Genomic DNA, 25,923 nt, shown 5'->3' on the forward strand with positions numbered 1-25,923 from the left:
TTAGATGATTTTCATTTTATCGAACGGCTTCTTTTGATAAAAATTCTTCGTAAAATCCTTTTAGTTTGTGGCTTTCTTTTACAACTTCGCCTAAAACGATAATTGCCGGAGAGCCTAATTCTTTTTCTTTTACGATTTCCAAAATCGAATCGACTGTTCCTACACCTATTTTTTCTTCTGTTGTTGTTCCGTTTTGGATAATGGCAACCGGCAGATTTCCTTTGTTTTCTTTTTGAAACAAATCTACAATCTGAGGCAGTTTATGCATTCCCATCAGGATTACAACTGTTGCAGAAGATTGTGCTGCCAAAGCTACATCTGAAGATAATTTTCTGTCTGATGTTGTGCCAGTAATCGCCCAAAAACTTTCTGAAACTCCTCTTTTTGTAATCGAAATTCCCTGGCTTGCCGGAACTGCAACTACTGATGAAATTCCCGGAATTACAATCGTTTCAATTCCGAAGCTTTCTGCGTATTCTATTTCTTCACTACCTCTCCCAAAAATAAACGGATCTCCGCCTTTTAATCGAACTACATTTCCATACGTCAGTGCATTATCAACAATCAACTGATTAATCTGATCCTGCATGTAAGCATGGTTTCCGATTCTTTTTCCAACAAAAATTCGAATCGCATTTTTTGGTGCGTAATCCAGAATTTCTTCGCTGGCCAAAGCGTCATACAAAACCACATTAGCTTCAGCCAGTGCTTTTACAGCTTTCAGCGTCAGTAAATCGGGATCTCCCGGACCTGCACCGACTAAAGTTATTTTGGGTTTTATATTAAGCATCTGCTAATTCCTGAGCTCTGAATGTTTCGATTTTATCAAAGAAAACTGTTGCTTGTGCAATATAATCTTTAGCGAAAGCTTCAGATGGTTCATTTTTATTGATTTGGTAAACCAAGTCTTTAAAAGTTGAATTCAATTCAATTTTATTGCTTTCGATAAAAATAGTATCAAACAAATCAATAATTCCCGCGTGGTGGTTTGTCTTTTGATTTTCAGATAATAACAAAGCTTTCGCTCCATTTACAAATCCTGCATAAGCATGATAAATCGCATCCGACCATTTTTTCTCGTCGAAAGATTCCTGAGCTAAGATTAATTTCTCTTTAGCTTCAAACAATAATGTTGCCACTAAATCGATCACCACTCCGGCACATTCTCCCACTCCAACTGCTTTTACGTAATTATCTGCATTACCCCAATCCACAAAATCAGCTTCTGTTAAATTGGTCACATCAGATAATGGTTTTAAGATTTCGTAGAAGTATTTCTCTCCTTTTGCATCATAATAGTTCAGGAATTTTTCTCCATTAGCATTAGCATCAAAATCATTTAAGATAGTACGTAATGCTTCTGGCCCTCTACGGCTTGGAATTTTAATTACTTTGTCGGCAAAACGTCCTTCTCCGTTTCCTAATCTTCCTCCACCCAATAAAACCTGTAAAGCCGGAGCCACTAATTTTCCTGAGTTGATAGACATTCCCTGAAATCCAATTGCAGACATATTGTGTTGTCCGCAAGCATTCATACAGCCTGAAATTTTAATTTCGATTTCACGGTTATTTAAATACTGAGGATATTCTGCACTTAAAACTCTTTCTAATTCTTCTGCAATACCGGTACTGCTTGCAATCCCCAAATTACAAGTATCAGTACCCGGACATGCCGTAATATCCCCAACTGAATTATATCCCAGATGAACAAAGTCAAGTTTGGCTAATTCTTGATAAAAGAAAGGAAGATTCTCTTCTTTTACGTGACGTATTACAATATTTTGACGCAATGAAAAACGTAGTTCGTTTGCTGCGTAATTTTTAATTAAATCTGCTAATAATCTCGCTTTATCAATATAAAAATCTCCTAATAAAACTTTGATTCCAATAGCATAATATCCTGCTTGTTTTTGTGCAATTACATTCGATTTTTTCCAGGCTTCATAAGCTGCCGAATCTTCAATTGTAACCTGAGGCACTTCTAATAATGGTTCAGGAATAGCTCCTTCAAAAGCAGTTGTATCAATTTCGTATGTTTCAAAAGCGATTGCTTTTTTCTCTTTTTCAACTAAATCCAGGAAAACATCTTTCCCGATCTCTTTGATTAAGAACTTCATACGTGCTTTCATTCTTTTGGCACGCTCACCGTATCTGTCGAAAATACGAATGATTCCTTCTGCTGTCGGAATGATTTCGTTAACCGGAACAAATTCAGAAAGTAATTCTGCATGCGCCGGCTGAGATCCTAAACCTCCTCCAAAAACCACTTTGAATCCTTTTTGTCCATCTTTGATTTTTGGAATAAATCCTAAGTCGTGCAAATAACTCAAAGCCGTATCTTCGTCTGAAGATGAGAACGAGATTTTGAATTTACGTCCCATTTCCTGACAAATCGGATTTCTTAATAAATACTGAAACATTCCGTGCGCATAAGGCGTAACATCAAACGGTTCGTTTACGTCTACACCTGCTAACTCACTTCCTGTTATATTTCTTACGGTGTTTCCACAAGCTTCACGAAGCGTAATATCATCTTTAGCCAGATCAGCCCAAAGTTCAGGAGTTCTGTCTAAACTTACATAGTGAATTTGAATATCCTGACGAGTAGTAATATGCAAACGTCCTGTAGAATATTCTTCAGAAACATTTGTTATCCTTTTCAATTGCTCACTGGTTACTTTACCGTAAGGCAGTTTGATACGAATCATCTGCACGCCTTCCTGACGCTGACCGTAGATTCCGCGCGCTAGACGAAGACTACGAAAACGCTCATCATCAATTTTTCCTCCACGGAATAAGTGAATCTTTTTTTCTAATTCGATAATCTCTCTTTGAACTACCGGATTTTCTATTTCTGTTCTAAAACTTTCCATATTTTTTTAGTTTATGGTTGGTGGTTGGCGGTTGTTGGCAGTCTAACTATCAACTAAAAACCATCAACTATCAACTATTTTATGAATCCTACTCCTGCTGTTGTATTGGTTACGGCATCGATTAAAATAAAAGCTCCGTTTGACTTGTTTTCGTTATAAGAATCAAAATACAACGCTTTGCTTAATTTAATGTTTACTTCTCCTATTTCATTAATTGCTAATTGTGAAGCCGGAGTTGTACCTGAATAATCTGTAGCAATTGTGTTTTTAACGCTCTCAATTTTTGCTAAAACCCTATTTGTATTGTGCTGTACAAAATATTTAGTTCCGGGAACCAGTTTTTTACTGTCCATCCAACAAATAGTCGTTTCAATATCTTTCTCAATTTTTGGAAGCTCTGATGATTTTACAATCATATCACCTCTTGTCACATTGATATCATTTTCTAACTCGATTGTAATAGAAGAACCTGCAACAGCTTCATCAAATTGTTTATCGAAAAAGTGAATGTTTGTAACTGTTGATTCTGTTAAAGAAGGAAGAACTGTTACAGCATCCCCTACTTTAATTGAATTTCCGTATAATTTTCCTGCGTAACCTCTGAAGTCATGGTATTCTTCTGTTTTTGGACGAATAACTGTCTGAACCGGGAAACGTGCTTTTCCGCTTTCAAAAACATCCGAAGAATGTAATCCTTCTAAATGTTCTAAAATAGTCTGTCCTTTGTACCAAGGCATTCCATCTAATTTATCTACAACATTATCTCCTGTCAAAGCGCTTAAAGGAATGTAACTTACGTTTTGTTCTTTGAAAGTACTTTTTGCATTTAATGCCTGGAAATCAGCTTTGATTTTATTGAAAACTTCTTCTGAGTAATCGACCAAATCCATTTTGTTAATGGCAACGATTACTTCTTTTACTCTCAATAAATTATTGATAAAAAAGTGACGATACGTTTGCTCGATAACTCCTTTTCTGGCATCAATTAAAATGATAGAAACCTGAGAAGTTGAAGCTCCTGTAACCATGTTTCTTGTATATTCTACGTGACCCGGAGTATCGGCAATAATGTAACTTTTCTTTGCAGTCGAAAAATAAATGTGAGCTACATCAATCGTGATTCCCTGTTCTCTTTCTGCTACCAAACCATCTGTTGCTAACGAAAAATCAAGGTAATCATATCCTTTTTGTTTACTGCTTTTTTCAATTGCTTCTATTTTATCTGTAGTCAACGATTTTGTATCGTACAATAATCTTCCAATCAAAGTACTTTTTCCGTCATCTACACTTCCTGCTGTTGCTATTTTTAAAACGTCCATCTTATATATTGTTTCAGGTTTAAAGTTTCAGGTTTCATGTTCTCTCGAAACTTATAAATCTGTATGTTTTTGTTTTTTTGATTCTTCTTACTTCTAACTTTTAACTTCTTACCAAAATTAAAAGTATCCCTGTTGTTTTCTTTTCTCCATTGCAGCTTCAGAACGTTTATCATCGATTCTGGCTCCTCTTTCGGAAATGGTAGATTCTCTGATTTCACCTACTACCTCTGCAATTGTTGCTGCATAAGATTCAACAGCAGCTGTACAACTCATATCTCCAACGGTTCTGAAACGAACAATTCGCTCCTCGATTTGTTCGTCTTCTTCCTGGTACACAAAAGGAGAATGTGACCAGATTAAACCGTCTCTCAAAAAAACTTTTCTTTTATGTGAAAAATAGATTGATGGAATCTCGATATGCTCTTTTTCGATATAACTCCAAACATCTAATTCTGTCCAGTTTGAAATTGGGAAAACACGCACGTTTTGTCCATTTTCAATCTTTCCGTTCAAAATATCAAATAATTCAGGTCTCTGATTTTTTTCGTCCCATTGTCCGAAATCATCACGAACAGAAAAAATACGTTCTTTAGCTCTTGCTTTTTCTTCATCACGACGTGCTCCGCCAATACAAGCATCAAATTTGAATTCTTCAATTGCATCCAAAAGTGTTGTAGTCTGTAAGCTGTTTCTGCTTGAATATTTACCCGTTTCTTCAACTACTTTTCCTTCGTCAATAGCATCCTGAACATTACGCACAATCAACTCTAAACCTAATTCCTCAACCAATTTATCTCTGAAAGCGATTGTTTCAGGAAAATTGTGTCCCGTATCAACGTGTAATAGAGGAAACGGAATCTTAGCAGGGAAAAATGCTTTTTGTGCCAAACGCACTAATGTAATAGAATCTTTTCCGCCTGAGAAAAGTAAAACCGGTTTGTCAAACTGAGAAACAACTTCTCTAAAGATGTATATAGCTTCACTTTCTAAAGCATTTGTTTTTAACACTGAACTCATTTTTGATATTTTATTTGATATTTTATGTCTGTGTCAAATTTCAGGTTCTGATCTAAAATTCTCCACTCTGTATTCTATATTCTCTTGTCTCTAATTTTTAGAAACTTATTTATTCTTTCTTAGTACCGTGCAAACCACATTCTTTGTGACTTGACTCCCAGTACCATCTTCCTGCTCTGATATCTTCTCCCGGAAAAATAGCTCTCGTACAAGGTGCGCAACCGATACTTACAAAGCCTTTTTTGTGTAATGCATTTTGAGGCACATTATTTTCCTGTAAATAATCTTCAACTTCCTGTAAAGTCCATTTTAATAACGGATTGAATTTAATGATTTCAAAACCTCCGTCATATTCGAACAAACTCAAATCTTGTCTGTTCTCAGATTGTTCTGCTCTTAAACCTGTAATCCAGATTGCATTTCCTGCCAAAGCTTTTCGCAACGGAATCACTTTTCGGATAAAACAGCATTCTTTTCTATTTTCAACTGAATCGTAAAAACTATTCGGGCCTTTTGTTTTCAGTAAATTTTCAACCGATGTAGCTTCCGGAAAAAACACTTCAATTGGTCTTTTGTATTTTTTTAATGTCTTATGAAAAACATCGTAGGTTTCCTGAAATAATCTTCCTGTGTCTAAAGTAAACACTGTAATATCTGTGTTACTTTTCGCAATCAAATCTGTAATTACCTGATCTTCCTGTCCGAAAGAGGTAGAGAAAATTACTTTTCCCGGAAATTCATTTGCTAAAAAAACTAAGGTTTCGTCAAGCGAAAAATCTTTAGTTTTTTCTAATAATTCTTGTACAATACTCGCACTCATAATCTCTCCCTCCCTAAAATTATTTTTTACAATAATTTAGATAATGTTTTTAAACTCAATAATATAATTAGAACCCCAACTGCAACCATCATTGGTTTTCTTTTGATTTTATTTACCAGATAAGCTGCTAATGGAGCTGAAAGAACACCTCCTAAAATCAACCCGATGATTACCTGCCAGCCGTGAATACCTCCAAAAAGCATGAATGTGATACCACTCGCAAACGAAATCGCAAACTCAGCTGCGTTTACAGAACCAATCGTATATCTCGGATTTCTTCCTCTTCCTAATAATGTTGAAGTTACAATTGGTCCCCAGCCTCCTCCTCCAACAGAATCCATAAAACCTCCAAAAACAGCTAAAGCACTCAATTTTGTAGTTTTCTTTTTTACGATGCTCTTTTTTAATGCTTTCCTAATAATAACAACCGCTAAAACGATCATATAAACTGCAATAAATGGCTTAATCACATCTCCGTCAATCACATCAGACAACAAATAAGCTCCTGTAATTGAACCTAATACTCCCGGAATCAATAAATGTTTTACCAGTTTTTTATTGATGTTTCCAAATTTATGATGTGATATAGCAGATGCACCTGTAGTAAACATCTCAGCTACGTGAACTCCTGTACTGCTAACAACCGGAGGAACTCCGTAAGCCAGTAAAAACGAAGTTGAAGTCGCTCCATAACCCATTCCTAAAGTACCGTCTACCAATTGTGCAAAAACACCAATAGCAAAAAAAACTAAAAACTCCTGATTGAATCCTCCAATAAATCCATCCCATGAAAACTCGGCGTGATGGTTATATATCAGAGTACTTAGCAAACCTACCAGCAAAACAACTGGTATTCCTATCCATAATTTTTCTTTTACTGTCACAGAAAACTTAGCATTAACACTATTTAATTTTAGTTCTTTCTCCATAATTACTGGGTTTCTTTGCTAAAATCCATTACCCTATCGGGTTAGTAGATTGAAAAGCAAAATTACTACTTATTTCTAAATATCAAAACAATTTTTTAACTTTTTACATTTCTAAACTTCTTAAAATCAAATTTTAAGGATATTTTAAAAGATTAATAAACAAATACAATAAATCTAAAACCATATTTAACTGTTTTTAAGACACATACATTTAATTCTCTTTTCCGTTTCAAAGATACACTTTTAAAGCCTACCATTTCCATAGGATAATTGTAAAATTGTTTCTATTTTTGCGCCAAACTTTTTTTTATGGATTTTCAGATAGGTTTGGTTATAGCAGGTTTGGCTGTAGGTTTTATAGTTGGTCTGACCGGTGTTGGAGGAGGTTCTTTAATGACTCCTATATTATTATATTTTGGTATTCCGCCAACTAAGGCTGTTGGAACTGATTTGCTTTATGCTGCTTTTACCAAAGCCGGAGGAATATTTGTACACAACAAAAAAGGCAACATCAACTGGAAAATTACTGGCTGGCTAACATTAGGAAGTGTCCCTGCCGCTTTATTAACGCTATGGATTTTAAACAGTATCAAAACAGACATTGAAACGGTAAATAAGGTAGTTAAAACAAGTTTAGGCTGGGCATTACTTTTCACTTCTGTAGCCATTATATTTAAACAAAAAATATTAAAATTTTCCCAGAAACATGCCGGAGATAAATTTCATAGTGAAAGCACAACACAAAATATGCTAACCATAGGAATTGGTGTTTTATTGGGCGCAACGGTAACTTTGACTTCTATTGGTGCCGGTGCATTAGGAACTGTTACGTTGTTTTTTCTTTATCCTTTATTGCCAACACCCCGTTTAGTAGGAACCGAAATTGCACATGCTGTTCCATTAACATTAGTTGCCGGAATAGGGCATGCCTCAATGGGAAATATGGATTTGATATTATTAGGTCAATTACTATTAGGATCTCTTCCGGGAATTGTAATTGGAAGTATGCTGAGTGGGAAAGTTCCGGATCAGTTTCTTAGAAATGCAATTGCAGTAATGCTTTTCTTAGCCGGATATAAATTAATTTTTTAAATAAAAAATACACCTTACAAAAAATGACCATTTCTAGATTTGAAATGGTCATTTTTTTATTTATTAATAGTAAGATTTAATTAAAAAGCTATATCAGCCAAAGAATTACTTTCCAGTATTTTAAGTGTATTATCACGAACTTCTGTCATTAAACGTCTTGCAGCACAGGTTGATTCATCATCACAGTCATCGCATTTTTCATAAAAGTTATGGCTGGCACAAGGCAACAGAGCTATAGGCCCTTCAAGAATTCGGTATACTTTGGCCATACTAATATCTTTTGGCTCTTTTATAAGATAATAGCCTCCTCCTTTACCTTTTTTGGCTCCCAGAAAACCGGAATTTCTTAATAGTAACAAAATACTTTCCAGAAATTTAATCGAAATATGTTCGCTTTTGGCAATCTCAGCAATTTGAACAGGTTCATTGTTTTCACGTCGGGCCAAATAAGTTAGAGCTTTAATTCCGTATTTTGTTTTCTTTGAAAGCATTTTTAAATTTTAGATTGTAAATTTAGTTCAGAAGCTATCAATGAATTAAACAAACGGCTTCTTATTATTTCGCAGCAAAAATAAGCTTTTTGAACGATATTACTAAATAGAACAAAAGTTAATTCTACTAATTTGGTATAGTTTTATCAATCTTCTTCCTAAACTTCAATTAAATTGAATTTATGTCAGGTTTTTAATTCTCACTGTTAACAAAAATATACTTTTTGGATAAAAAACTACAAAAAATTATTACAAATAATAAAAGCATTCTCTTTTTGTAAATACAATTGATGCCCTTGGTTTTCAAAAAATTGATTCGATATATTTAAATCTGAAAACCACTCCGAATTTGGCACATTTAAATCTTTTTCTCCAAAATACAAATTGATTTTGCAGTCCGGAATTTGGGTTTCAAAACGTAATCTTGTTGATGAAACTGCGATTAAATGAGAAACTTTCAAGCCGTTTAAAGCAGCTTTCCAGGCAATTGTTCCTCCAATACTGAAACCTAAAATGACAATTTCTTCTTTTTCAAGTTTTAATAAATTCTCAACTGCTTTTTCAATTCCTCCATTTAGAAATTGATCGTGAATATCTGATTCACTAATACTTTCTAAACAGATATTTGCCAATACACGAACATCATAGTACTGAACATCAAATTTAGATTGTAATATTTCAGTATACAATTTTACCCATTCCGGATTTTTTCCTCCAAAGAGATCTGATAAAATGAGTAATCTTGGTTTCATAGTTGTATAGAAATGAATTTATCACTCTATTTCCTTTACTCCAATTAAATCAAATTCATAATATAATTTTATACTTTCCTCTAATGCTTTTTTGTTCACTACATAAGTATTTGAAAAGGAATCATGCCAACCTCTTCCAGAATTCCCTAAAAAAGAAAGGATATCTAAAGGAATAAATCTAATTAAAGTTCTTATCAAAATTGTTCTAAAACCTGGTTTATTGCCATTCTTATTTATCACAATTGTACCTGTAATAAATTTCCCAAGCGACCTGCCCAAAAAACCTTCTGTTAAAACATAATAACCTAATGTCAGTCCCCAACTAATACTCAACCAGTACCATTCATTTAAATTGTAATACCAAATTCCAAAACCAGTTAAATCAAACGAGTCAAAAAAACCGATAAGAAAAGGAAAAAAATAATATTGTAACACTAACAAAAAAGCACATGTAAGGGATGAATCTACAAGATTATTTATAAAACGACTGTCATTAGAAGCCAATAATTTGTTGTCAAGGATGTAGGTAGAATTACTCATGTGGGTTGGTTTGAATAATATATGCTATTTAAAAAATTGGATTTTAATCAAAACAAAAATATACTTTAAGTTCAAACAAGCATTAAAAGCAAATGACAATTTTTAACAGTAATAAGTTTACGGTCAAAAATTGTCATTTTTGTATTATCTAAAATTATTTTAAGAAAGCGCTTGCTCTAAATCGGCAATTACATCTTTTACTGTTTCCAAACCTACAGAAACACGTACCAGACCTTCAGTAATTCCTACAGCTAATTTCTCTTCCACAGACAATTTACTGTGTGTAGTTGACGCCGGATGTGTAACAATTGTTTTTACGTCACCAATATTGGCTGAAAGTGAACATAATTTAATTTTGTCCAAAAATTTACGTCCTGCTTCGATTCCACCTTTAATTTCAAAAGCAATAATATTACCTCCTAAAAGCATTTGTTTTTTAGCGATTTCATACTTTGGATGTGATTTTAAGAAAGGATATTTCACACTGTTTACATTTGGATGACTTTCTAAAAACTCGGCAACTTTCAAAGCATTTTCGCAGTGTCTGTCCACACGAACCGCCAAAGTCTCTAAACTTTTTGATAATACCCATGCATTAAATGGCGACATTGCCGGGCCTGTATTTCTTGAAAACAAGTATATTTTGCGAATTAACTCAGCATCACCAACAGCAACTCCTCCTAAAACACGCCCCTGACCGTCCATTAACTTTGTAGCAGAATGCACTACGATATGCGCTCCGTATTTAATTGGCTGCTGAATGTATGGCGTTGCAAAACAGTTGTCAATTATTAAAATCAAATTATGTTTCTTGGCTATTTGCCCTAACAATTCCAAATCAATTACATCTACACCAGGGTTTGTAGGTGTTTCAGCGTATAAGATTTTAGTATTTGGTTTGATAAAACTCTCAATCGTTTCCGGTTTGTTAATATCGAAATAGGTCGTTTCAATATTCCATTTTGGGAAATAAGTCATAAACAACGCATGTGTTGACCCGAAAACGCTTCCGGCAGAAACAATATGATCACCTGAGTCCAATAAAGCGGCAAAAGTTGAATAAATTGCAGCCATCCCGGTTGCAAAAGCATATCCTGCCTCAGCTCCTTCCATTGCACAAACCTTATCCACAAACTCTGTGGTGTTTGGATTACTGAAACGAGAATAAATATTACGTACTTTTTCTTCTGTAAAAGACGCTCTCATATCCTCTGCATCTTCAAATACAAAACTTGATGATAAATATAAAGGAGTTGAATGTTCCTGAAATTGTGATTTCTCTAAATGTGTTCTGATGGCTTGTGTTTCAAAACCAAACTCTTGTTCGCTCATTTTGTTTTTTTGTTTAACACGAATTGTATCAATTGGCACTAATCCGTTGTTTTTAAATTTCACAAAGACTCGCAGATTCACTAAGAAATTTAATGCGAATTTTTATGATTCAATCAAAAATCAGAGAATTATCTCATTTTCTAATTGACTAATTCTCTAATTATTTTATTTTTCTAATTCTACTCCGTTCAAAATTACTTTGTAGTGTATCGTCGCAGTTGGTTCTACCGTTTTAGAAACCGAGCAATATTTATCGAATGATAATTGTGCTGCCTTAGCCGCTTTATCTTCTTTGATGTTTCCTTCCAAAGAAAAAACAACATAAATATTTTTAAAAGGCTTTGCCTCTCCTACCTGTACACGCTCGCCTTCAACATCAGCTTTAAAAGAAGTAATTTCCTGACGCTGTTTTTTTAGAATCGAAATCATATCGATTCCGCTGCAGCCTGCTACTCCCATCAAAACCAATTCCATCGGGCTTGGCCCCATATCGTTACCTCCAAACTCAGGACGTGCATCAACATTTACAATATGTCCACGTTCATTTTTTAATTGAAAGTGGAAGTTTTCGTTTACTCTGTCTAATGTTATTTTCATTGTGTTGTTATTTTTTTGTCAAAGTTTATTTCCTTTTATGAACAAAACAGATTTTATAGACTGTTCTTTCAAATGAAGAAACTTTTTTCGCTCCTCATCGTGTTTAAAATTCTCAAAATCTTCTTCTGATTCGAATTCTACCAAATGAATTTCATAAGGTTGCTCTATATTGCTTTCTATATAACTCTTTTCATCTGGTCGTACGCGAAGCAATAATTTTCCATTGTACTTCAAAATTGTTGGAATCGCAATATCTTCAAACTGATGAAAAACTTCTTCCTGACCTTCGAACAGATAAATAAATTGTGTTATGAATATCATTTTTAAGAATTTTTAGCCTCAATTAAATCTCTATCCTTTATCAGACAACCTCAAAATATCTCCAAAAACTCCTCTTGCCGTAACCGCTGAACCTGCTCCGGCTCCCTGAATTACAATTGGTCTGTCTCCGTAAGATTCTGTATAAATTTCGAAGAAAGAATCAGAGCCTTTTAGTCCGCCAAGAGCAGTGTCTGATGGTACTGAAACTAATTTTACTTCAAGATTTCCTTTGTCATTCTGCAAATCTCCTGACAATTCACCGATGTATCTCAATACATGATTCGGTTTTTGATCTGCTTTTATTTTGTCGTAAATCGGATCGAATTCTTTTAATTTCGTTAAGAAATCAGCAACATTTCCTTCGCGTAAATGTTCCGGAATTAAATTCTGAATGGAAATTTCTTCAAATTCATTCTGTAAATCTAATTCTCTTGCCAAAATCAATAATTTTCTTCCCACATCATTTCCGCATAGATCTTCACGTGGATCTGGTTCTGTATAACCATTATCAATTGCCTCTTGTAAAATTTCGCTGAAAGGAACATCTTTCGCAGAGAAATTATTGAAAAGATAACTCAACGTTCCAGAGAAAACCCCTTTTATTTTAGTGATATTTTCACCTGAAAGATGCAGTAATTTTATCGTATCAATTAATGGTAAACCGGCACCAACATTGGTTTCATACAAATAATTCTTTTGATTTTCAGCCAGAACTTTTCTTAACTCTTTATAAAAACCATAGCTCAGCGTATTAGCAACTTTGTTCGAAGAAATCAAATCGAAGCTACTTTCTGCAAGTTTAATATAATTCTCAACAAATGCAGCACTTGCTGTGTTATCAATGGCAATTAAGTTTTCTAAATGGTATTTATCTGCGTAATCAATAATATCCTGAATAGTATAATCAAGTCCTTTTTTCTCTATCTCATTTTTCCAGTCAGAAGTTACGCCGTTTTTATTTAAAATCAGTTTTTTAGAATTCGCAATTGCAAAAACATTCAGCTTAATATCTTTACGTTTTTCAATCGCTGAAGCCGACTCCAAAATTTGATTGATTAAAGTTCCGCCCACTAATCCGTGACCAAAAACAGCGATATTAATTTTCTTAGAAACCCCAAAAATCTCACCGTGAATTACGTTTAAGGCTTTATTAAGTTCAGATTTTTTAACCACCAAACTCACGTTTTTACCTGTAACCGTATTATTGAACAATATCGGAACAATTTTATTTTTGATTAATGCTGTATATGGTTTGTGAAACGTACTCAAATCCTGACCAATAATTGAAATAACCGAAACATTATCTGTCACTGTAATCTGGTTTACGTCTTTAGAATAAAAGTCATTTTCGAATTCTTTCTCCAATTCGACCATTGCTGTTGTCGCTTTATCAGTCGCCACAACCAAACCAATTCCTCTTTCTGAAGAACCTTGCGAAATAATACTTACACTGATGTTGTTATCGCCCATTACCTTGAAAATTCGGGCATCAACTCCGGCTTTTCCAAGTAATCCACGTCCTTCAAGATTCAAAAGAGAAACATTTTCAAGAACAGAAAGCGTTTTTATTCCTTCTTTAGTCGAATCAGAAGTGATTAACGTTCCGCGATTTTCATGATTGAATGTATTTAGAATTCGAAGCGGAATATTTTTTTCCAACAAAGGAATAATTGTTTTGGCATGCAGAATTGTAGCTCCAAAATTGGCTAATTCGTTTGCTTCATTGAATGATAAAAATTCGATTTTTTTGGCATCTTCTACCAAATCAGGATTTGCAGTATAAATTCCGTCAACGTGTGTGAAGTTTTGTAATTCTTCTGCATTCAGGTAATTTGCAATTAACGAAGCTGTGTAATTACTACCGTTTCTTCCTAAAGTTGTCGTGTCATTATTATTATTAGAACCAATAAAACCAGTTACGATATTAACTGTTGAACCATTATGTTCTTTAAAATAATTGACAACATTTTTCTTCGAAAGCTGTTCTAAAGGCTGTGCATCACCAAATTTAGAATCCGTTTTCAGCAAATCTCTGGTATCTGTAAAATTTGCAGGAATACCTTTTTCGATCAAAATAGCCGTTAATAATTTTGCCGAAAGCAATTCACCTTTAGACAAAATCTGATCTTTAATTTTATTGCTGTAATCTCCAATCAGGCTTACTCCTTCGTAAAGTTTGTCCAGAATAGTAAACTCTTCAGATAAATCAACCTGAGGATAATCTGAAACCTGATACGTTTTGAAATTCTCTAATAATCGTTTGTAATCGCCATTTTTAGCAGCAATTTTTAAAATATATTCTAATTCATCTGTAGCATTTCCTCTTGCAGAAACTACTACAGCAATTTTTTCACCCTGGCTTACTTTCTCAGCAATGATAGAGACAACTTTGTTAAGTCCTTCTCCGTTTGATAATGATTTACCTCCAAATTTTAATATTTTCATTTTATCTTTTGTTATTTATGCTAAAAAATAGCAGCAAGTAAATTATCTAATTGTTTGTACTCTATTAAAAAAGCATCATGTCCGTGTACCGAATTTATTTCGCTGTAAAAAACATTGTCTTTGAACTTTTTTAATTCCTGAAACGTTTCCCGATTTTCTTTTGGTGTAAAAAACAAATCTGAATCGATACCAATAATATGGATATCCGCTTTTGTTTTTAACATTAAAGTTTTAAAATCTTCTCCGTTTCTGGTAATATCTATTGTTTTAAGCAGTTGGTTCATTAGTTTGTAAGAAGCCAACTGATATCTTTTTTGTAATTTATCTCCGTGATGTGCCAGCCAGCTTTCTATATTAAAAACAGAAAGGTTTTCATTTACAGTCCGTTGAAATTTCTCTTTAAATGATTCCGGAGAACGGTAGCACAACATGGCGTGAATTCTGGCATCTTCAATTGGTTTTGACGAATTTTTCAGGATTTGCTCCTGTAAAAAACAATTTGCAATCATCCAGTCCGTCGATTTCCAGTCTGTCGCAATCGGAATTAAATGTTTTGTGATGTTTGGCTCTAATGCCAGCATTTCCCAGGCAATTCCTCCGCCTACAGAACCTCCGATAATGGCATAAAGCTGTTCAATTTGTAAAGCTTCTATTCCTTTCAAAAAAATAGCGGCAATATCTCTTGCCGTAAAATCCTGATAATTTTCAATGATAAAAGAATCATTTCCGTTACCGGGAACATTAAAAGCCAAAACGGAATATTTATTTGTGTCTATTGTTTTTCCTTCACCAATCAAATCATTCCACCAGCCATTTTCTCCAGTAACCTGAGCATTTCCGGTTAAAGCATGATTGACCAAAACAACAGGAGCATTATGCAATGGTTGACCAAAAAGTACAAAACTTAAGGGTAACGAATTATATTGAGCACCACTTTCGGTAGTGAAATTTTGTAATATGATAGGGTTTGGTGGTATACTTTCCAATTTCAAATCTTTTATTTTTTGATTTGTATATGGAAATATTAGAAAGAAAGTTTAGAACTAACCTGAAAAACTTTTTGTTATCTTTCCACGTTGGGCGTGGTAGAATGCAGCACCTTCTTCGCTTTACCGAAGGGTTGCTAAGGATTCATCGGGTCTAATCCCTCGTCCTTTCTTTATAACATTTCAATACATTTCTGAACTTAACGGTGCAAATTAACTACTATTTTCTTAAACAAACAAATTTATCTGAATAGATTCTTTTGTTTATTAACTATATCACAAACAAAAACTATTGTACGCAAAAAATTACCGAACAAAATTGCCCAGTAAAATTAAGCAGGTAATTACCTATTTGAAAAACTCTTTAATTTAGATAAAAAGCGTTTCATTTTCTTTTGAATACATCAAAAACAATAAAGATTTAGGATCTTTCTTTTCGGTTTTTATATCCGTTTCAGTGATTCCGAATCTTGGATGAGTCAATTCATTTTTTGGCAAATTGTTTCTTCTGTGCCTTATGTTTTTCAATGTAATGAATGTTTTTGCTAAGTAGTTTAAAGTGCTCATAATATTAAGTTTTAGTCTGTTTATTTATTTTTCTTTATTATTCTTTTACTATTTTGTTAAGTCGTCTGACGAAATAAAAAAACCCTTTTGGATTTAGATACCAAAAGGGTCAAGTCGTTTTAACTTATTATACTTTTGGAATCAACAGACGCATACGCCAATAGACGCGACATTGAACATCTTGTTCATCTGAAGGGACTTATTCATCTGTGATTTATTTGTTATTTTAAAAAATTCTGACATTTGTTGTATAAATTTAAAAAGCCTCCCAAAATATTTTGGGAGGCTTTGCTATAATGATATTGTTTTTACAATTTTAAGCAATAGACAACCCAACGGTTTCTTCTTTCGAAAGGACGCAAAACATTTGGTATTGATTAAACATATTTAGTAGCTTTTGGGTGTAACAAATATGCAACCTTTTTTTTTATTTACCAAATATAAACCCACAAAATCAGCATAAAAACGATAAAAAAACGCTATTTAACACCAAAAAACATCTTACAAAAATTACAACGTTTGAAAAATAAGCCAAAACCTACAATTCAAACAAAAAACTCCGCTTGTACTTTACTTTTAAATAAGTATTTCAAAGAACTTATTTTTAGAAGGAAACCCTTTTACCTTATTGAATTAAAAAAGTTTGTTCTAAAAAAAATCACCTTTAGCAAATCCACTTTACTAAAGGCAATTTTTCAAACAAAAAACAAAAAAACTTTAATTTTTATTAAGGACTGTATGGTGTGATTTTGCAACACTTTCAAAAACAGTTTTTAAATCCTCAATTAAATCTTCGATATCTTCTATTCCGACAGAAAGACGAATTAAATCTTTTGAAACTCCTGTTTCCAGCTGTTCCTCGTCTGTCAGTTGTTGATGTGTTGTACTGGCCGGATGAATAATAAGTGATTTTGTATCTCCAATATTTGCCAGAAGCGAGAACAGTTTAGTTTCATCAACTACTTTTTTAGCTGCTTCATAACCTCCCTGAAGCCCAAAAGTAATAACACCGCTTTGGCCTTCCGGCAGATATTCTTTGGCTAAATCATAAAATTTATTGGATTTCAGTCCCGGGTAATTCACCCAAACCACCTGGTCCTGTTTTTCAAGCCATTCGGCAAGAGCCAGCGCATTTTCGCTATGTTTTTTTATTCGGATTGGCAAAGTTTCCAGTCCCTGAATAATCTGAAAAGCATTAAACGGACTCAAAGCTGCACCGAAATCACGTAAACCTTCGATTCTTACTTTTGCAATAAAGGCTGCATTTCCAAGAGCTTCGTGATATACCAGTCCGTGATATCCTGCAGAAGGCTCTGTAAATTCAGGAAACTTTCCGTTAGCCCAGTCAAAAGTTCCGGCATCAATAATAGCGCCTCCTAATGAAGTCCCGTTTCCTGAAATATATTTCGTTAATGAATGAATTACGATATTGGCACCATATTCAATTGGTTTCAATAAATAAGGAGTCGCTACGGTATTATCTACAATAAAAGGCACTTTGAAGTTTTTAGCCTCTGATGAAATTGCTTTCAGATCTAAAACATCTAGCTTTGGATTTCCTAAAGATTCAGCAAAAAAGGCTCTGGTATTTTCTTTGGCAGCTTTAGTAAAATTTTCCGGATTAGAAGGATCTACAAAAGTGGTTGTAATTCCTAAACGAGGCAAAGTCACTTTTAAAAGATTATATGTTCCTCCGTATAAACTATTTGAAGCCACAATATGATCACCTGCTTTTAGTAAAGTAAGCAAAGCTGTAGTAATAGCCGATGTACCTGAAGCGGTAACTACTGCTCCAATTCCGCCTTCAAGAGCTGCAAGACGCTGTTCCAGAATGTCGTTGGTCGGATTATTCAATCTTGTATAGATAAACCCTGGTTCAGCTAAACCAAATAAGTTGGCTGCATGGTCAGAATTATTAAAAACATACGATGTAGTCTGATAAATCGGCACCGCTCTGGTTCCTGAATTTTTAGTTACGTCGTGTCCTGCGTGTAATGCGTTTGTTGCAAATTTTTGTGTGCTCATGATTTCTTAGTTTTTAAAGTATTAATACTATTCTTATTTTTTATTATTATATTATGAAATGAATTATTAAATAAAAAGATTCTCGTTTTCTGCAGAATACATCAATGCAAGCAATGAATGCCTCTCGTCAGAATATAATTTCCCCTTTTGTAAACTGAAGTTTGATTTTTGATTTTGAACAATCCCAAAAACATTTTTAGGATTAATAGATTTTAAGATTTTATATATGGTTTTCATGATTCTAATTTTAATTAATGAAATAAAAAAAGCCCTTTCGGATGGCTACCAAAAGGGCTTATAGTTTAGGAACTATAACAAAGATTTTATCTTTCACTTTCGGCAACAGTAAATCGGGATACACATTGGCATCTTACAACACATCATCATTTTATTTACTACTGTAGTATTCATTGTTTTATTTTTATTTTTCTCTTTCTGTAATTTTAGATGCACTACCGTGCATCTCTACCGCTGTGTATCTCTACGTATGATTTTTTCAAATTCAATTTAAATCAAAAAAAAACCTCCGCGATTGCAGAGGTTTCATTTATATTTAGTTTTAATCCTAAACAATAGTGAACTCTGCGGAAGTTTCCGACATCATACAACACATATTTTTAGTAATTAAATTCATTTTGCTTTTCTTTTGTATGGCAAATTTGAGAACTTTTTTTCAAACCACCAAACAAAAAGTAAATTAATTTCTATTACCCTATCAATTTAATATGTTACTGTTAAATTTATCTTCAAAAAATAAAATAAAGTTGAACTTTAATTTGCAAATCAAAATGGTTTCATACCTTTGCACCCGAAAAAGAGGAAAAATTTGAACTGATTGCAACCTCTTCATAATGAAACTGTTTTGTTATGAATGCTGAAAGATTCATTTCAGTAGTAAAAAATGCTAAAGCAGAAACTCTCCTTTAGCCCTTTTAGCAATTCTTTTTCCCGCTTAATTTTAAATTAATACATTATTATTACATTATTATGGCTTATTTATTTACGTCAGAATCTGTTAGTGAAGGGCATCCAGACAAAGTTGCAGATCAAATTTCGGATGCATTAATTGACAACTTTTTGGCATTTGACGCTGACTCAAAAGTAGCTTGTGAAACATTAGTTACGACTGGTCAGGTTATTTTAGCAGGTGAAGTAAAATCGAATACTTATCTTGATGTTCAGCAAATTGCACGTGAGGTAATCCGTAAAATTGGATATACTAAAAGTGAATATATGTTTGAAGCGAATTCTTGTGGAATTCTTTCTGCAATTCATGAGCAGTCTGCAGACATTAACCAAGGTGTTGACAGAGCTAAGCCAGAAGAGCAAGGTGCTGGAGATCAAGGAATGATGTTTGGTTACGCAACAAACGAAACTGAAAACTTCATGCCATTGGCACTTGATTTATCTCATAAATTACTACAAGAATTAGCTATTTTAAGACGCGAGAACAAAGAAATCACGTATTTACGTCCGGATGCTAAATCTCAGGTAACTTTAGAATACAGCGATGACAACAAACCAACTCGTATCGACGCAATTGTTATCTCAACACAACATGATGATTTTGATGAAGAAGCTGCAATGTTAGCTAAAATCAAAAAAGATATTATCGAAATCCTGATTCCAAGAATTATCGCTAAAAACCCAGAGCATGCTCATTTATTCAATGATAAGATCAACTACCACATTAACCCAACAGGAAAATTCGTTATTGGAGGACCTCACGGAGATACTGGTTTAACTGGAAGAAAAATTATCGTTGATACTTACGGTGGAAAAGGTGCTCACGGTGGTGGTGCTTTCTCTGGAAAAGATCCAAGTAAAGTAGACAGAAGTGCTGCTTATGCAACTCGTCATATCGCTAAAAACTTAGTTGCTGCTGGTGTTGCTGACGAAATCTTAGTTCAGGTTTCTTACGCAATTGGAGTTGCTGAACCAATGGGAATTTTCATTAATACTTACGGCAAAGCAAAAGTGAACTTAACGGATGGTGAAATCGCTAAAAAAGTAGAAGCTATTTTTGATATGCGTCCTTACTTTATCGAGCAGCGTTTGAAATTAAGAAACCCAATTTACAGCGAAACAGCTGCTTACGGACACATGGGACGTAAACCGGAAACTGTAACTAAAACTTTCTCTGCTCCTGGAGGAAACGAAAAAACAGTTACTGTTGAATTGTTTACATGGGAAAAACTTGATTTTGTTGATCAGGTTAAAGCTGCATTTGGGCTTTAATTTAGAATATTAGACTAATAGATTGTTAGATTTTTTGACAACTATTTTATTCTTAAACATCAAAAGACCCGATTTCAATTTCTTGAAATCGGGTCTTTTATTTTTATCAAATAGACTTTTATCTTTCCAATTTTACATTTGGTAACGTTTTAGGACGATTTGGATCGTTTGACAAAATCCATCCTGTACGGTACATCCATTCAGTCATTTTATGCAGTTTTACGTAATCAATATTTTCAGATTCGTCCATTGGAGTGTGGTATTCGCTATGTAAAACACTTGTAAAAAAGACCGCAGGAATTCCTTTGCGTGCATAAGGTAAATGATCTGAACGGAAGTAAAAATACTCCGGATGTTCCGGTCTGTCCCAAAGTTTATCCAGATCAAATTTTGGCCCTTCTTCATTGGCTCTTTTTGCAATTGCCACTAAATCGGATGAATTTTCATGAGGCGAACTTGATCCTAATAATGCCGCCTGATTTACATTGTTTCTTCCGATCATGTCACCATTTAAAACTGCGATAATGTCTTTTTCAGGAACTGTTGGATGTGATGCATACCAGCTTGAACCTAACAATCCTCTTTCTTCTGAACCATGAAAAACAAACAAAGCCGTTCTTTTTCCCGGTTGTTTTTTATAAGCCCTTGCAATTGCGAGCATTGCTACACAGGTACTTGCATTATCATCGGCACCATTGTAAATGGAATCCTGACCGTACTTTTGACGTACACCATCATGATCCTGATGACCACTAAAAAGCACATATTCATTTTTTAATTTAGAATCTGTCCCTGCAATGGTTCCGACCACATTTACTGAAGGATATTTATACGTTTCAGAAACAACTTCAGTCGACAATAAATCTTTTGTGTTTTTCAAATATTCTAACTGATCCTTGTGCACCCAAAACGCAGGCATTCTTGGAGGTACAGGTATTTTATCTCTAAAACCTTCAATTCCGTAAACTCCTCTTGTCATTTGCGGTTCTACTTGCGACCAGCTCTGTTCTCCTAAATCATCAGCTACAAGTATTAGTGCCGCAGCTCCTTTTGAAAGTAATAAATCGTAATATTTTTGTTTTACCAAACCCGGATAACGTCTGTCAAAAAGAGAAATTTCATCTGAAATACCTTCTTTCGAAGCCAAAATCACAACTGCTTTTCCCTTCACATCAGTTTTTTCTACTTCCGCCTTAGTCGCCGTTCCCAAATAAAGCAAAGGAGCTTCTACCTTAATATTAGTTGTTTCTGCAACTAAAACCTCACTCCATAATTTATATGATTTCTGGCCAATTTTAAACTTGGTGTTTGCCGTAACCTGATGTCTGTATAAATCAAAAAACTGAAAATAAGTTCCGTCATCACCAGCAGGTGCCATTCCGGCCTCTTTAGCTTTGTTCGCCAGCCACATTGATACTTTCAGTTCATCTAAAGTCCCGGCTTCACGTCCATTAAAATGATCACCCGCCATTTGGTACATATCGGTTCTAAGATCTTTATCTGTAATTGCAGAAACTAATGGTTTTTTAACTGCCTGTGAAAACACAACACTGCAGGAAGCAATTAAAAGCAAAATTAATTTGTTTTTCATATTCTTTAATTTAATACACCAAATTTAGTCATTTACAAAGAAATAATTGCTTTTTACAATCCAAACATTGCTAAAAATGCAACAATAAGAACAAAAAAGCCTTTGAAAATTACAATTCAAAGGCTTTTATTAGAAATGGACTTCGACTCCGCTTAGCCCGATATTATTCTCTTTATTATAAATTATATTTCATAGAAAACATGATATATCGCGGCTGTACCGTATACTGAGACACTCTTGTAGAAAACTGCGAAAAACTATCGTCATTAAGATAGGTTGTGTTTAACAAGTTTGTAGCAGCAATTTTATATTCCCATTTGCTGTCTTTCTTCTGATAAATCAAACTTGCGCTTAAAAAATCGTACTCGTTATCAACAGACTTATCTCCATTGTAATAATGATAAAATTCGTATTCTGAAACAAAAGAAAAACTGTCTAAGAAATAATAATCTAATTTTGCAAACGGCTTATCGGTATAAAAAGTAGAGCCGCTGTATTTATTTACAAGAAGATTGTATCCAAATTCTATATTCGGAAGATTTTTATAATTTGTTGAAGCTCTCATCGTATAACTCTGAACAAAACTTTCAGTAGTTCTTAAATCACCATTTTGTTTATTATTAAACTTTGACCAGTTTAAACTTGCATTGACTGAGGCTTTATAATTTTTTAAAAACGAACGCCCGTAACTTCCCATTCCAGATAAAGTTTCATCTGCTAAATTAGAGTTGTAAGGAACCGAAAACTGATTAATTCCATCAAACTTTGCTTCAGTTTTAATTGCATCAACCTTTCTTGTGTAAGTAGCATTAGCAAAAATATTTTCGAAATTAAACATATTATATTTAAAATAACGAAGTGAATGCACTTGTGAAGTTGCATTTTCCAAGGAACGATTTCCACGAAACAAACTGCTGTAGTTAGACAAAACATAACCTTCTGCTAATTGATTAATATCTGTAAAATCATTCGTTAGAGAGAAATTATAAGTTAATGTTTCTGATTTTTTAATTTGATATAAGGCAAAGAAATCTGGCAGGATTTTTACAAAATTCTGAGAATAATCAGACCCCAGCTGTCCGTTTGTCATTTGATAAGAATGCAGACTTACACCAGGCGTCAGGGTGAATTTTCCAGTTAAAATTTTATAGTGGAAGCCTAAAAAAGTATCATTAAATCTGTAATCTACATCATTATTATTTTCAGTGTTATTCAAATCATTTTTTTCTCCATTATCCAATATTTGAAAAATGTGAGAGTTGAAGTTTTGATAGGAATATGTATTTCCTAAAGTAACATTAATGTTGCTTTTTGGTGTTACCATATAATAGTAATCCAGTTTAGCGTCCAGTTTATTGGTTTTTACAAATCGATCCTGATTATAATCATTTCTCGTTTGTTTAACATATCCAGACAAAGGGAAAGGAAGTGTCTGCAGATTGGCGTTATAAAACGGATTTTCATCCTGATATAAATGCTGCATTTCAAAAGCAAAAATGTTTTTATCACTTTGTGTGTAATATAAACTCAAATTCTGATTTATTGAAGTCGGATCTTGTTTTTTTGTTGTAAAAATAGTTTCTGAAGTAGTTTTATCTTCTACTATTTGATCTCTAAATAAATCCGAATATTCTTCCTGCTTTGTCAATTTGGTTAAAATATCATAATCAAACTGAAATTTATCGCTTGGTTTGTAAGTTGAACTTAATTTAAAAAGTCCCAAATTATTTTTCTGATTAGTATTTTCGTCACGTTTCTCCTGATCTCCCGAATCTAAAATTGTAGTCTGCGATTTCGTTTCTAATTCTGTTTTGGAGGCTGAAAGAATTCCAAAACCGCTAATATTCCAGGCTTTATTAACCGAATAAGCGAAGTTTGTGGCACCAAATTTCGTTTCAATTTCTTTTGCACGATTATTTCGGAGTAATGAAATCCCTAAATCATTCGAAGACACATTAAAATTACTTCCACCCTTTTTCATCATATTTTTAAACCCTCCTGTGAACTTAAAATAATCCTGAGCCGTAATTGGTAATTCTCCAATATTATTAAAATTGGTAATTAAATTGATGCTGTATTTTGGACTGTAATAAAATAGTTTAGGATTGATAATATAACGGCTGTCGAGTTCTGCAACACCAATTCCTGCCGTGACATCACCGAACCAAAAATTCTTTTTGCCTTCTTTCAGTTTAATATTCATCGCCACATTGTCCTGGTCGTTTTCAAGACCTTTTAAGGCGCTTACTTCGTTATAATTTCTAAGAACCTGCACTTTATCAATCGCATCTGCCGGAATATTTTTAACCCCCAATTTGGTATCTCCGTCAAAAAAGTCTTTTCCTTCAACCATTAATTTACTGACCTTCTTTCCTTCTACTTCAATCTCTCCATCGGCGTTTACCTCAACTCCTGGCAGTTTTTTCAGAACATCCTCCAGTTTTCTTTCGGTTCCGGATTTAAAAGAATCGGCGTTATATACAATGGTATCGCCTTTTATAGAAACAGGCATTTCACGTACAATTTCAACTCCTTCCAATTCGATTCCGGTGCCATCCAAAACAATATTTTGGGTCATATTTTCAGACTTAGTCGAAACTGCAATTTCTTTAGACTTCATTCCCAGATAACTCACTTTAACGGTATAAGCAGTATTTGGTTTTAAGGTAAGCTGAAACTTTCCTTTGTCATTAGTGATTCCATACGAATCCATTGCTTTTGTACCATTATTAATAGCCATAATATTGGCCATTTCCAACGGATTTTTCTGATCATCCTGAATAAAACCATCAAAACGGACACTTTGAGAAAAAGAAACAGATGTAAATAAAAAGGCTACGAAACAAAGTATTTTGTTCATTACAAAAGATTAGAATTTGTTTTTTTTAAATTGGAATTTATATTTATTATCTCCCCATTGGTGGTGGTCCTCCGGCACGACCACGGTTCATCTCTCTAAATTCTTCCATCTTCTTAACAACCGTTTCGTCGTATTCTTTCTGAGAAATTACTTTTCCTTTTTTAGAAGGTTTTATTTCCACTTTATCCTTCGCATTCAAAACAATTTTAGAACACAAAATGGTAGTAGTTCCGTCATTGATTTCTAAAATCAAGCCCGGAAGTCCCCAATAATTCTCCGGTCCTTGATTTACCGGAATTTCTGGTGTATACCATGCTGTTACTACAATTTCTTTTGGCATTTCAAAATTGTCTGCAAAATTCGTTTTCGTATCTCCTGAAGTCTTTTTAGCTTCATCCTTTTTATCATCTTCATTTTTAGGTCTGAAGTTTCTAAAATCGGTTTTACTGGCTTGTTTTGTTGCTGTGGCTTTGTAACAATTGTAACCGCCTATTAATTTGGTTTCTTGTTCTAATTTCCAGTTTAACTTTGGCAGCGAATCCACAACAAGAAATTCCTTGCCCATAAATTCCTTGTCAACTGTATAGGATTTTGTTTTTACATCTTTATAAAAAGTACCTCCGCCTCCGGTAAGCGAACCAAACATCATACGGAAACCTCCCTGTTGTTGACCCGGATTTTCCAGTTTTTCTTCTTCCTTATAAATAGATGCTGATTTATCAAAATTTAAAATGAATGTTTTTTCGAGCATTTTTTTCATACGCTCTTCCATATTTTTCTGCATTTCCGGCGTGATGTCCCTGTTCCCACGCATTCCTTCAAACTTCGGTGCTTGTGTCTTTGACTCATAAACAGCCATTCCCTGAAAATCTTTTTGTGCCTGAATTTGTGTTGAGACAAGCATCAAAGTCATGTAAAAAAATATTTTTTTCATTTTATTTCCTTTAAATTGAGTAAATCCGATAAAACCTACATTCAAATGTATTATTAATTTTAAAATGCTAAAAATTAAATATATCAATACAGTTAAGGTATAGATAAAATCGCTTATTACTTAGACAATTAGAATCTTAAAAAGTTTAAACACCAAATTGAGGCTAAAAATCCCTTTTAACTGCAGTTTTTTGT

22 protein-coding genes and 1 riboswitch are annotated in these 25,923 nt (G+C 33.8%); of the genes, 2 read left to right on the forward strand and 20 right to left on the reverse strand.

Annotation, left to right across the window (positions count from 1 at the left end; genetic code table 11):
* Positions 1-16: 16 nt before the first annotated feature.
* From cobA to GWR14_RS10070, 6 genes are all read right to left on the reverse strand, one after another.
* Positions 17-790: a uroporphyrinogen-III C-methyltransferase gene (gene cobA, locus GWR14_RS10045; RefSeq protein ID WP_163408893.1), complete on the reverse strand. Its 774-nt coding sequence runs from the start codon at positions 788-790 to the stop codon at positions 17-19.
* On the reverse strand, positions 783-2,873 hold the full coding sequence (locus GWR14_RS10050) for a HEPN domain-containing protein (protein WP_163408894.1): 2,091 nt from the start codon (positions 2,871-2,873) through the stop codon (positions 783-785). Before GWR14_RS10050 ends, cobA begins: the two co-directional genes overlap by 8 nt.
* Before the next feature lie 74 nt (positions 2,874-2,947).
* Entirely contained in the window at positions 2,948-4,192 is a 1,245-nt protein-coding gene (locus tag GWR14_RS10055; protein WP_163408895.1) for a sulfate adenylyltransferase subunit 1, read from the reverse strand.
* A 117-nt stretch (positions 4,193-4,309) separates the two neighbouring features.
* Positions 4,310-5,209 (reverse strand): sulfate adenylyltransferase subunit CysD, encoded by a 900-nt coding sequence (gene cysD, locus GWR14_RS10060; protein WP_078227138.1) that lies wholly within the window; start codon positions 5,207-5,209, stop codon positions 4,310-4,312.
* 109 nt (positions 5,210-5,318) lie between these two features.
* On the reverse strand, positions 5,319-6,029 hold the full coding sequence (locus GWR14_RS10065) for a phosphoadenylyl-sulfate reductase (protein WP_163408896.1): 711 nt from the start codon (positions 6,027-6,029) through the stop codon (positions 5,319-5,321).
* 26 nt (positions 6,030-6,055) lie between these two features.
* Positions 6,056-6,958 (reverse strand): sulfite exporter TauE/SafE family protein, encoded by a 903-nt coding sequence (locus tag GWR14_RS10070; protein ID WP_163408897.1) that lies wholly within the window; start codon positions 6,956-6,958, stop codon positions 6,056-6,058.
* A gap of 309 nt (positions 6,959-7,267) precedes the next feature.
* Here GWR14_RS10070 and GWR14_RS10075 point away from each other — a divergent pair, with 309 nt between their 5' ends.
* Positions 7,268-8,050, forward strand: coding sequence for a sulfite exporter TauE/SafE family protein (locus GWR14_RS10075; protein WP_163408898.1), 783 nt, complete (start codon positions 7,268-7,270; stop codon positions 8,048-8,050).
* 80 nt (positions 8,051-8,130) lie between these two features.
* Here GWR14_RS10075 and GWR14_RS10080 read toward each other — a convergent pair whose 3' ends face one another.
* The 11 genes from GWR14_RS10080 to GWR14_RS10130 form a co-directional block, all read right to left on the reverse strand.
* The gene (locus GWR14_RS10080) at positions 8,131-8,541 is read right to left on the reverse strand and encodes an RrF2 family transcriptional regulator (RefSeq protein WP_031454305.1); all 411 of its coding nucleotides are present in this window, start codon (positions 8,539-8,541) and stop codon (positions 8,131-8,133) included.
* A 236-nt stretch (positions 8,542-8,777) separates the two neighbouring features.
* Positions 8,778-9,293, reverse strand: a complete 516-nt coding sequence (locus GWR14_RS10085; protein WP_163408899.1) for an alpha/beta hydrolase family protein — start codon at positions 9,291-9,293, stop codon at positions 8,778-8,780.
* A gap of 21 nt (positions 9,294-9,314) precedes the next feature.
* On the reverse strand, positions 9,315-9,833 hold the full coding sequence (locus GWR14_RS10090) for an RDD family protein (RefSeq protein WP_163408900.1): 519 nt from the start codon (positions 9,831-9,833) through the stop codon (positions 9,315-9,317).
* Positions 9,834-9,992: 159 nt separating this feature from the next.
* Entirely contained in the window at positions 9,993-11,165 is a 1,173-nt protein-coding gene (locus tag GWR14_RS10095) for a trans-sulfuration enzyme family protein (protein ID WP_163408901.1), read from the reverse strand.
* 165 nt (positions 11,166-11,330) lie between these two features.
* Complete coding sequence (locus GWR14_RS10100; RefSeq protein ID WP_163408902.1) at positions 11,331-11,762, reverse strand: OsmC family protein; 432 nt, start codon at positions 11,760-11,762, stop codon at positions 11,331-11,333.
* An 18-nt stretch (positions 11,763-11,780) separates the two neighbouring features.
* Positions 11,781-12,083: a DUF1330 domain-containing protein gene (locus tag GWR14_RS10105; protein WP_163408903.1), complete on the reverse strand. Its 303-nt coding sequence runs from the start codon at positions 12,081-12,083 to the stop codon at positions 11,781-11,783.
* Between the two features lie 30 nt (positions 12,084-12,113).
* Positions 12,114-14,528, reverse strand: a complete 2,415-nt coding sequence (gene thrA / locus GWR14_RS10110) for a bifunctional aspartate kinase/homoserine dehydrogenase I (protein WP_163408904.1) — start codon at positions 14,526-14,528, stop codon at positions 12,114-12,116.
* A 20-nt stretch (positions 14,529-14,548) separates the two neighbouring features.
* Entirely contained in the window at positions 14,549-15,514 is a 966-nt protein-coding gene (locus GWR14_RS10115) for an alpha/beta fold hydrolase (RefSeq protein ID WP_246236312.1), read from the reverse strand.
* 74 nt (positions 15,515-15,588) lie between these two features.
* A riboswitch (SAM riboswitch) is annotated at positions 15,589-15,696 on the reverse strand.
* 187 nt (positions 15,697-15,883) lie between these two features.
* A complete protein-coding gene (locus GWR14_RS10120; protein ID WP_163408906.1) occupies positions 15,884-16,081 on the reverse strand; it encodes a hypothetical protein in 198 nt (65 codons plus the stop codon).
* A 717-nt stretch (positions 16,082-16,798) separates the two neighbouring features.
* A complete protein-coding gene (locus tag GWR14_RS10125) occupies positions 16,799-18,106 on the reverse strand; it encodes an O-acetylhomoserine aminocarboxypropyltransferase/cysteine synthase family protein (protein ID WP_163408907.1) in 1,308 nt (435 codons plus the stop codon).
* Between the two features lie 66 nt (positions 18,107-18,172).
* Positions 18,173-18,343 (reverse strand): hypothetical protein, encoded by a 171-nt coding sequence (locus GWR14_RS10130; protein ID WP_163408908.1) that lies wholly within the window; start codon positions 18,341-18,343, stop codon positions 18,173-18,175.
* A 750-nt stretch (positions 18,344-19,093) separates the two neighbouring features.
* Between GWR14_RS10130 and metK the strand changes: the two genes are divergently transcribed.
* On the forward strand, positions 19,094-20,344 hold the full coding sequence (gene metK, locus GWR14_RS10135; RefSeq protein ID WP_163408909.1) for a methionine adenosyltransferase: 1,251 nt from the start codon (positions 19,094-19,096) through the stop codon (positions 20,342-20,344).
* Between the two features lie 118 nt (positions 20,345-20,462).
* Here metK and GWR14_RS10140 read toward each other — a convergent pair whose 3' ends face one another.
* The 3 genes from GWR14_RS10140 to GWR14_RS10150 all read right to left on the reverse strand — a co-directional run bounded on the left by GWR14_RS10140 (position 20,463) and on the right by GWR14_RS10150 (position 25,729).
* Complete coding sequence (locus GWR14_RS10140) at positions 20,463-21,935, reverse strand: M28 family metallopeptidase (protein WP_163408910.1); 1,473 nt, start codon at positions 21,933-21,935, stop codon at positions 20,463-20,465.
* A 175-nt stretch (positions 21,936-22,110) separates the two neighbouring features.
* On the reverse strand, positions 22,111-24,795 hold the full coding sequence (locus GWR14_RS10145; RefSeq protein WP_163408911.1) for a carboxypeptidase-like regulatory domain-containing protein: 2,685 nt from the start codon (positions 24,793-24,795) through the stop codon (positions 22,111-22,113).
* Between the two features lie 46 nt (positions 24,796-24,841).
* Positions 24,842-25,729: a GLPGLI family protein gene (locus GWR14_RS10150; protein ID WP_163408912.1), complete on the reverse strand. Its 888-nt coding sequence runs from the start codon at positions 25,727-25,729 to the stop codon at positions 24,842-24,844.
* Positions 25,730-25,923 lie beyond the last annotated feature (194 nt).

Origin of the sequence: Flavobacterium ajazii (genome assembly GCF_010614725.1) — a bacterium.
GTDB lineage: Bacteria > Bacteroidota > Bacteroidia > Flavobacteriales > Flavobacteriaceae > Flavobacterium > Flavobacterium ajazii.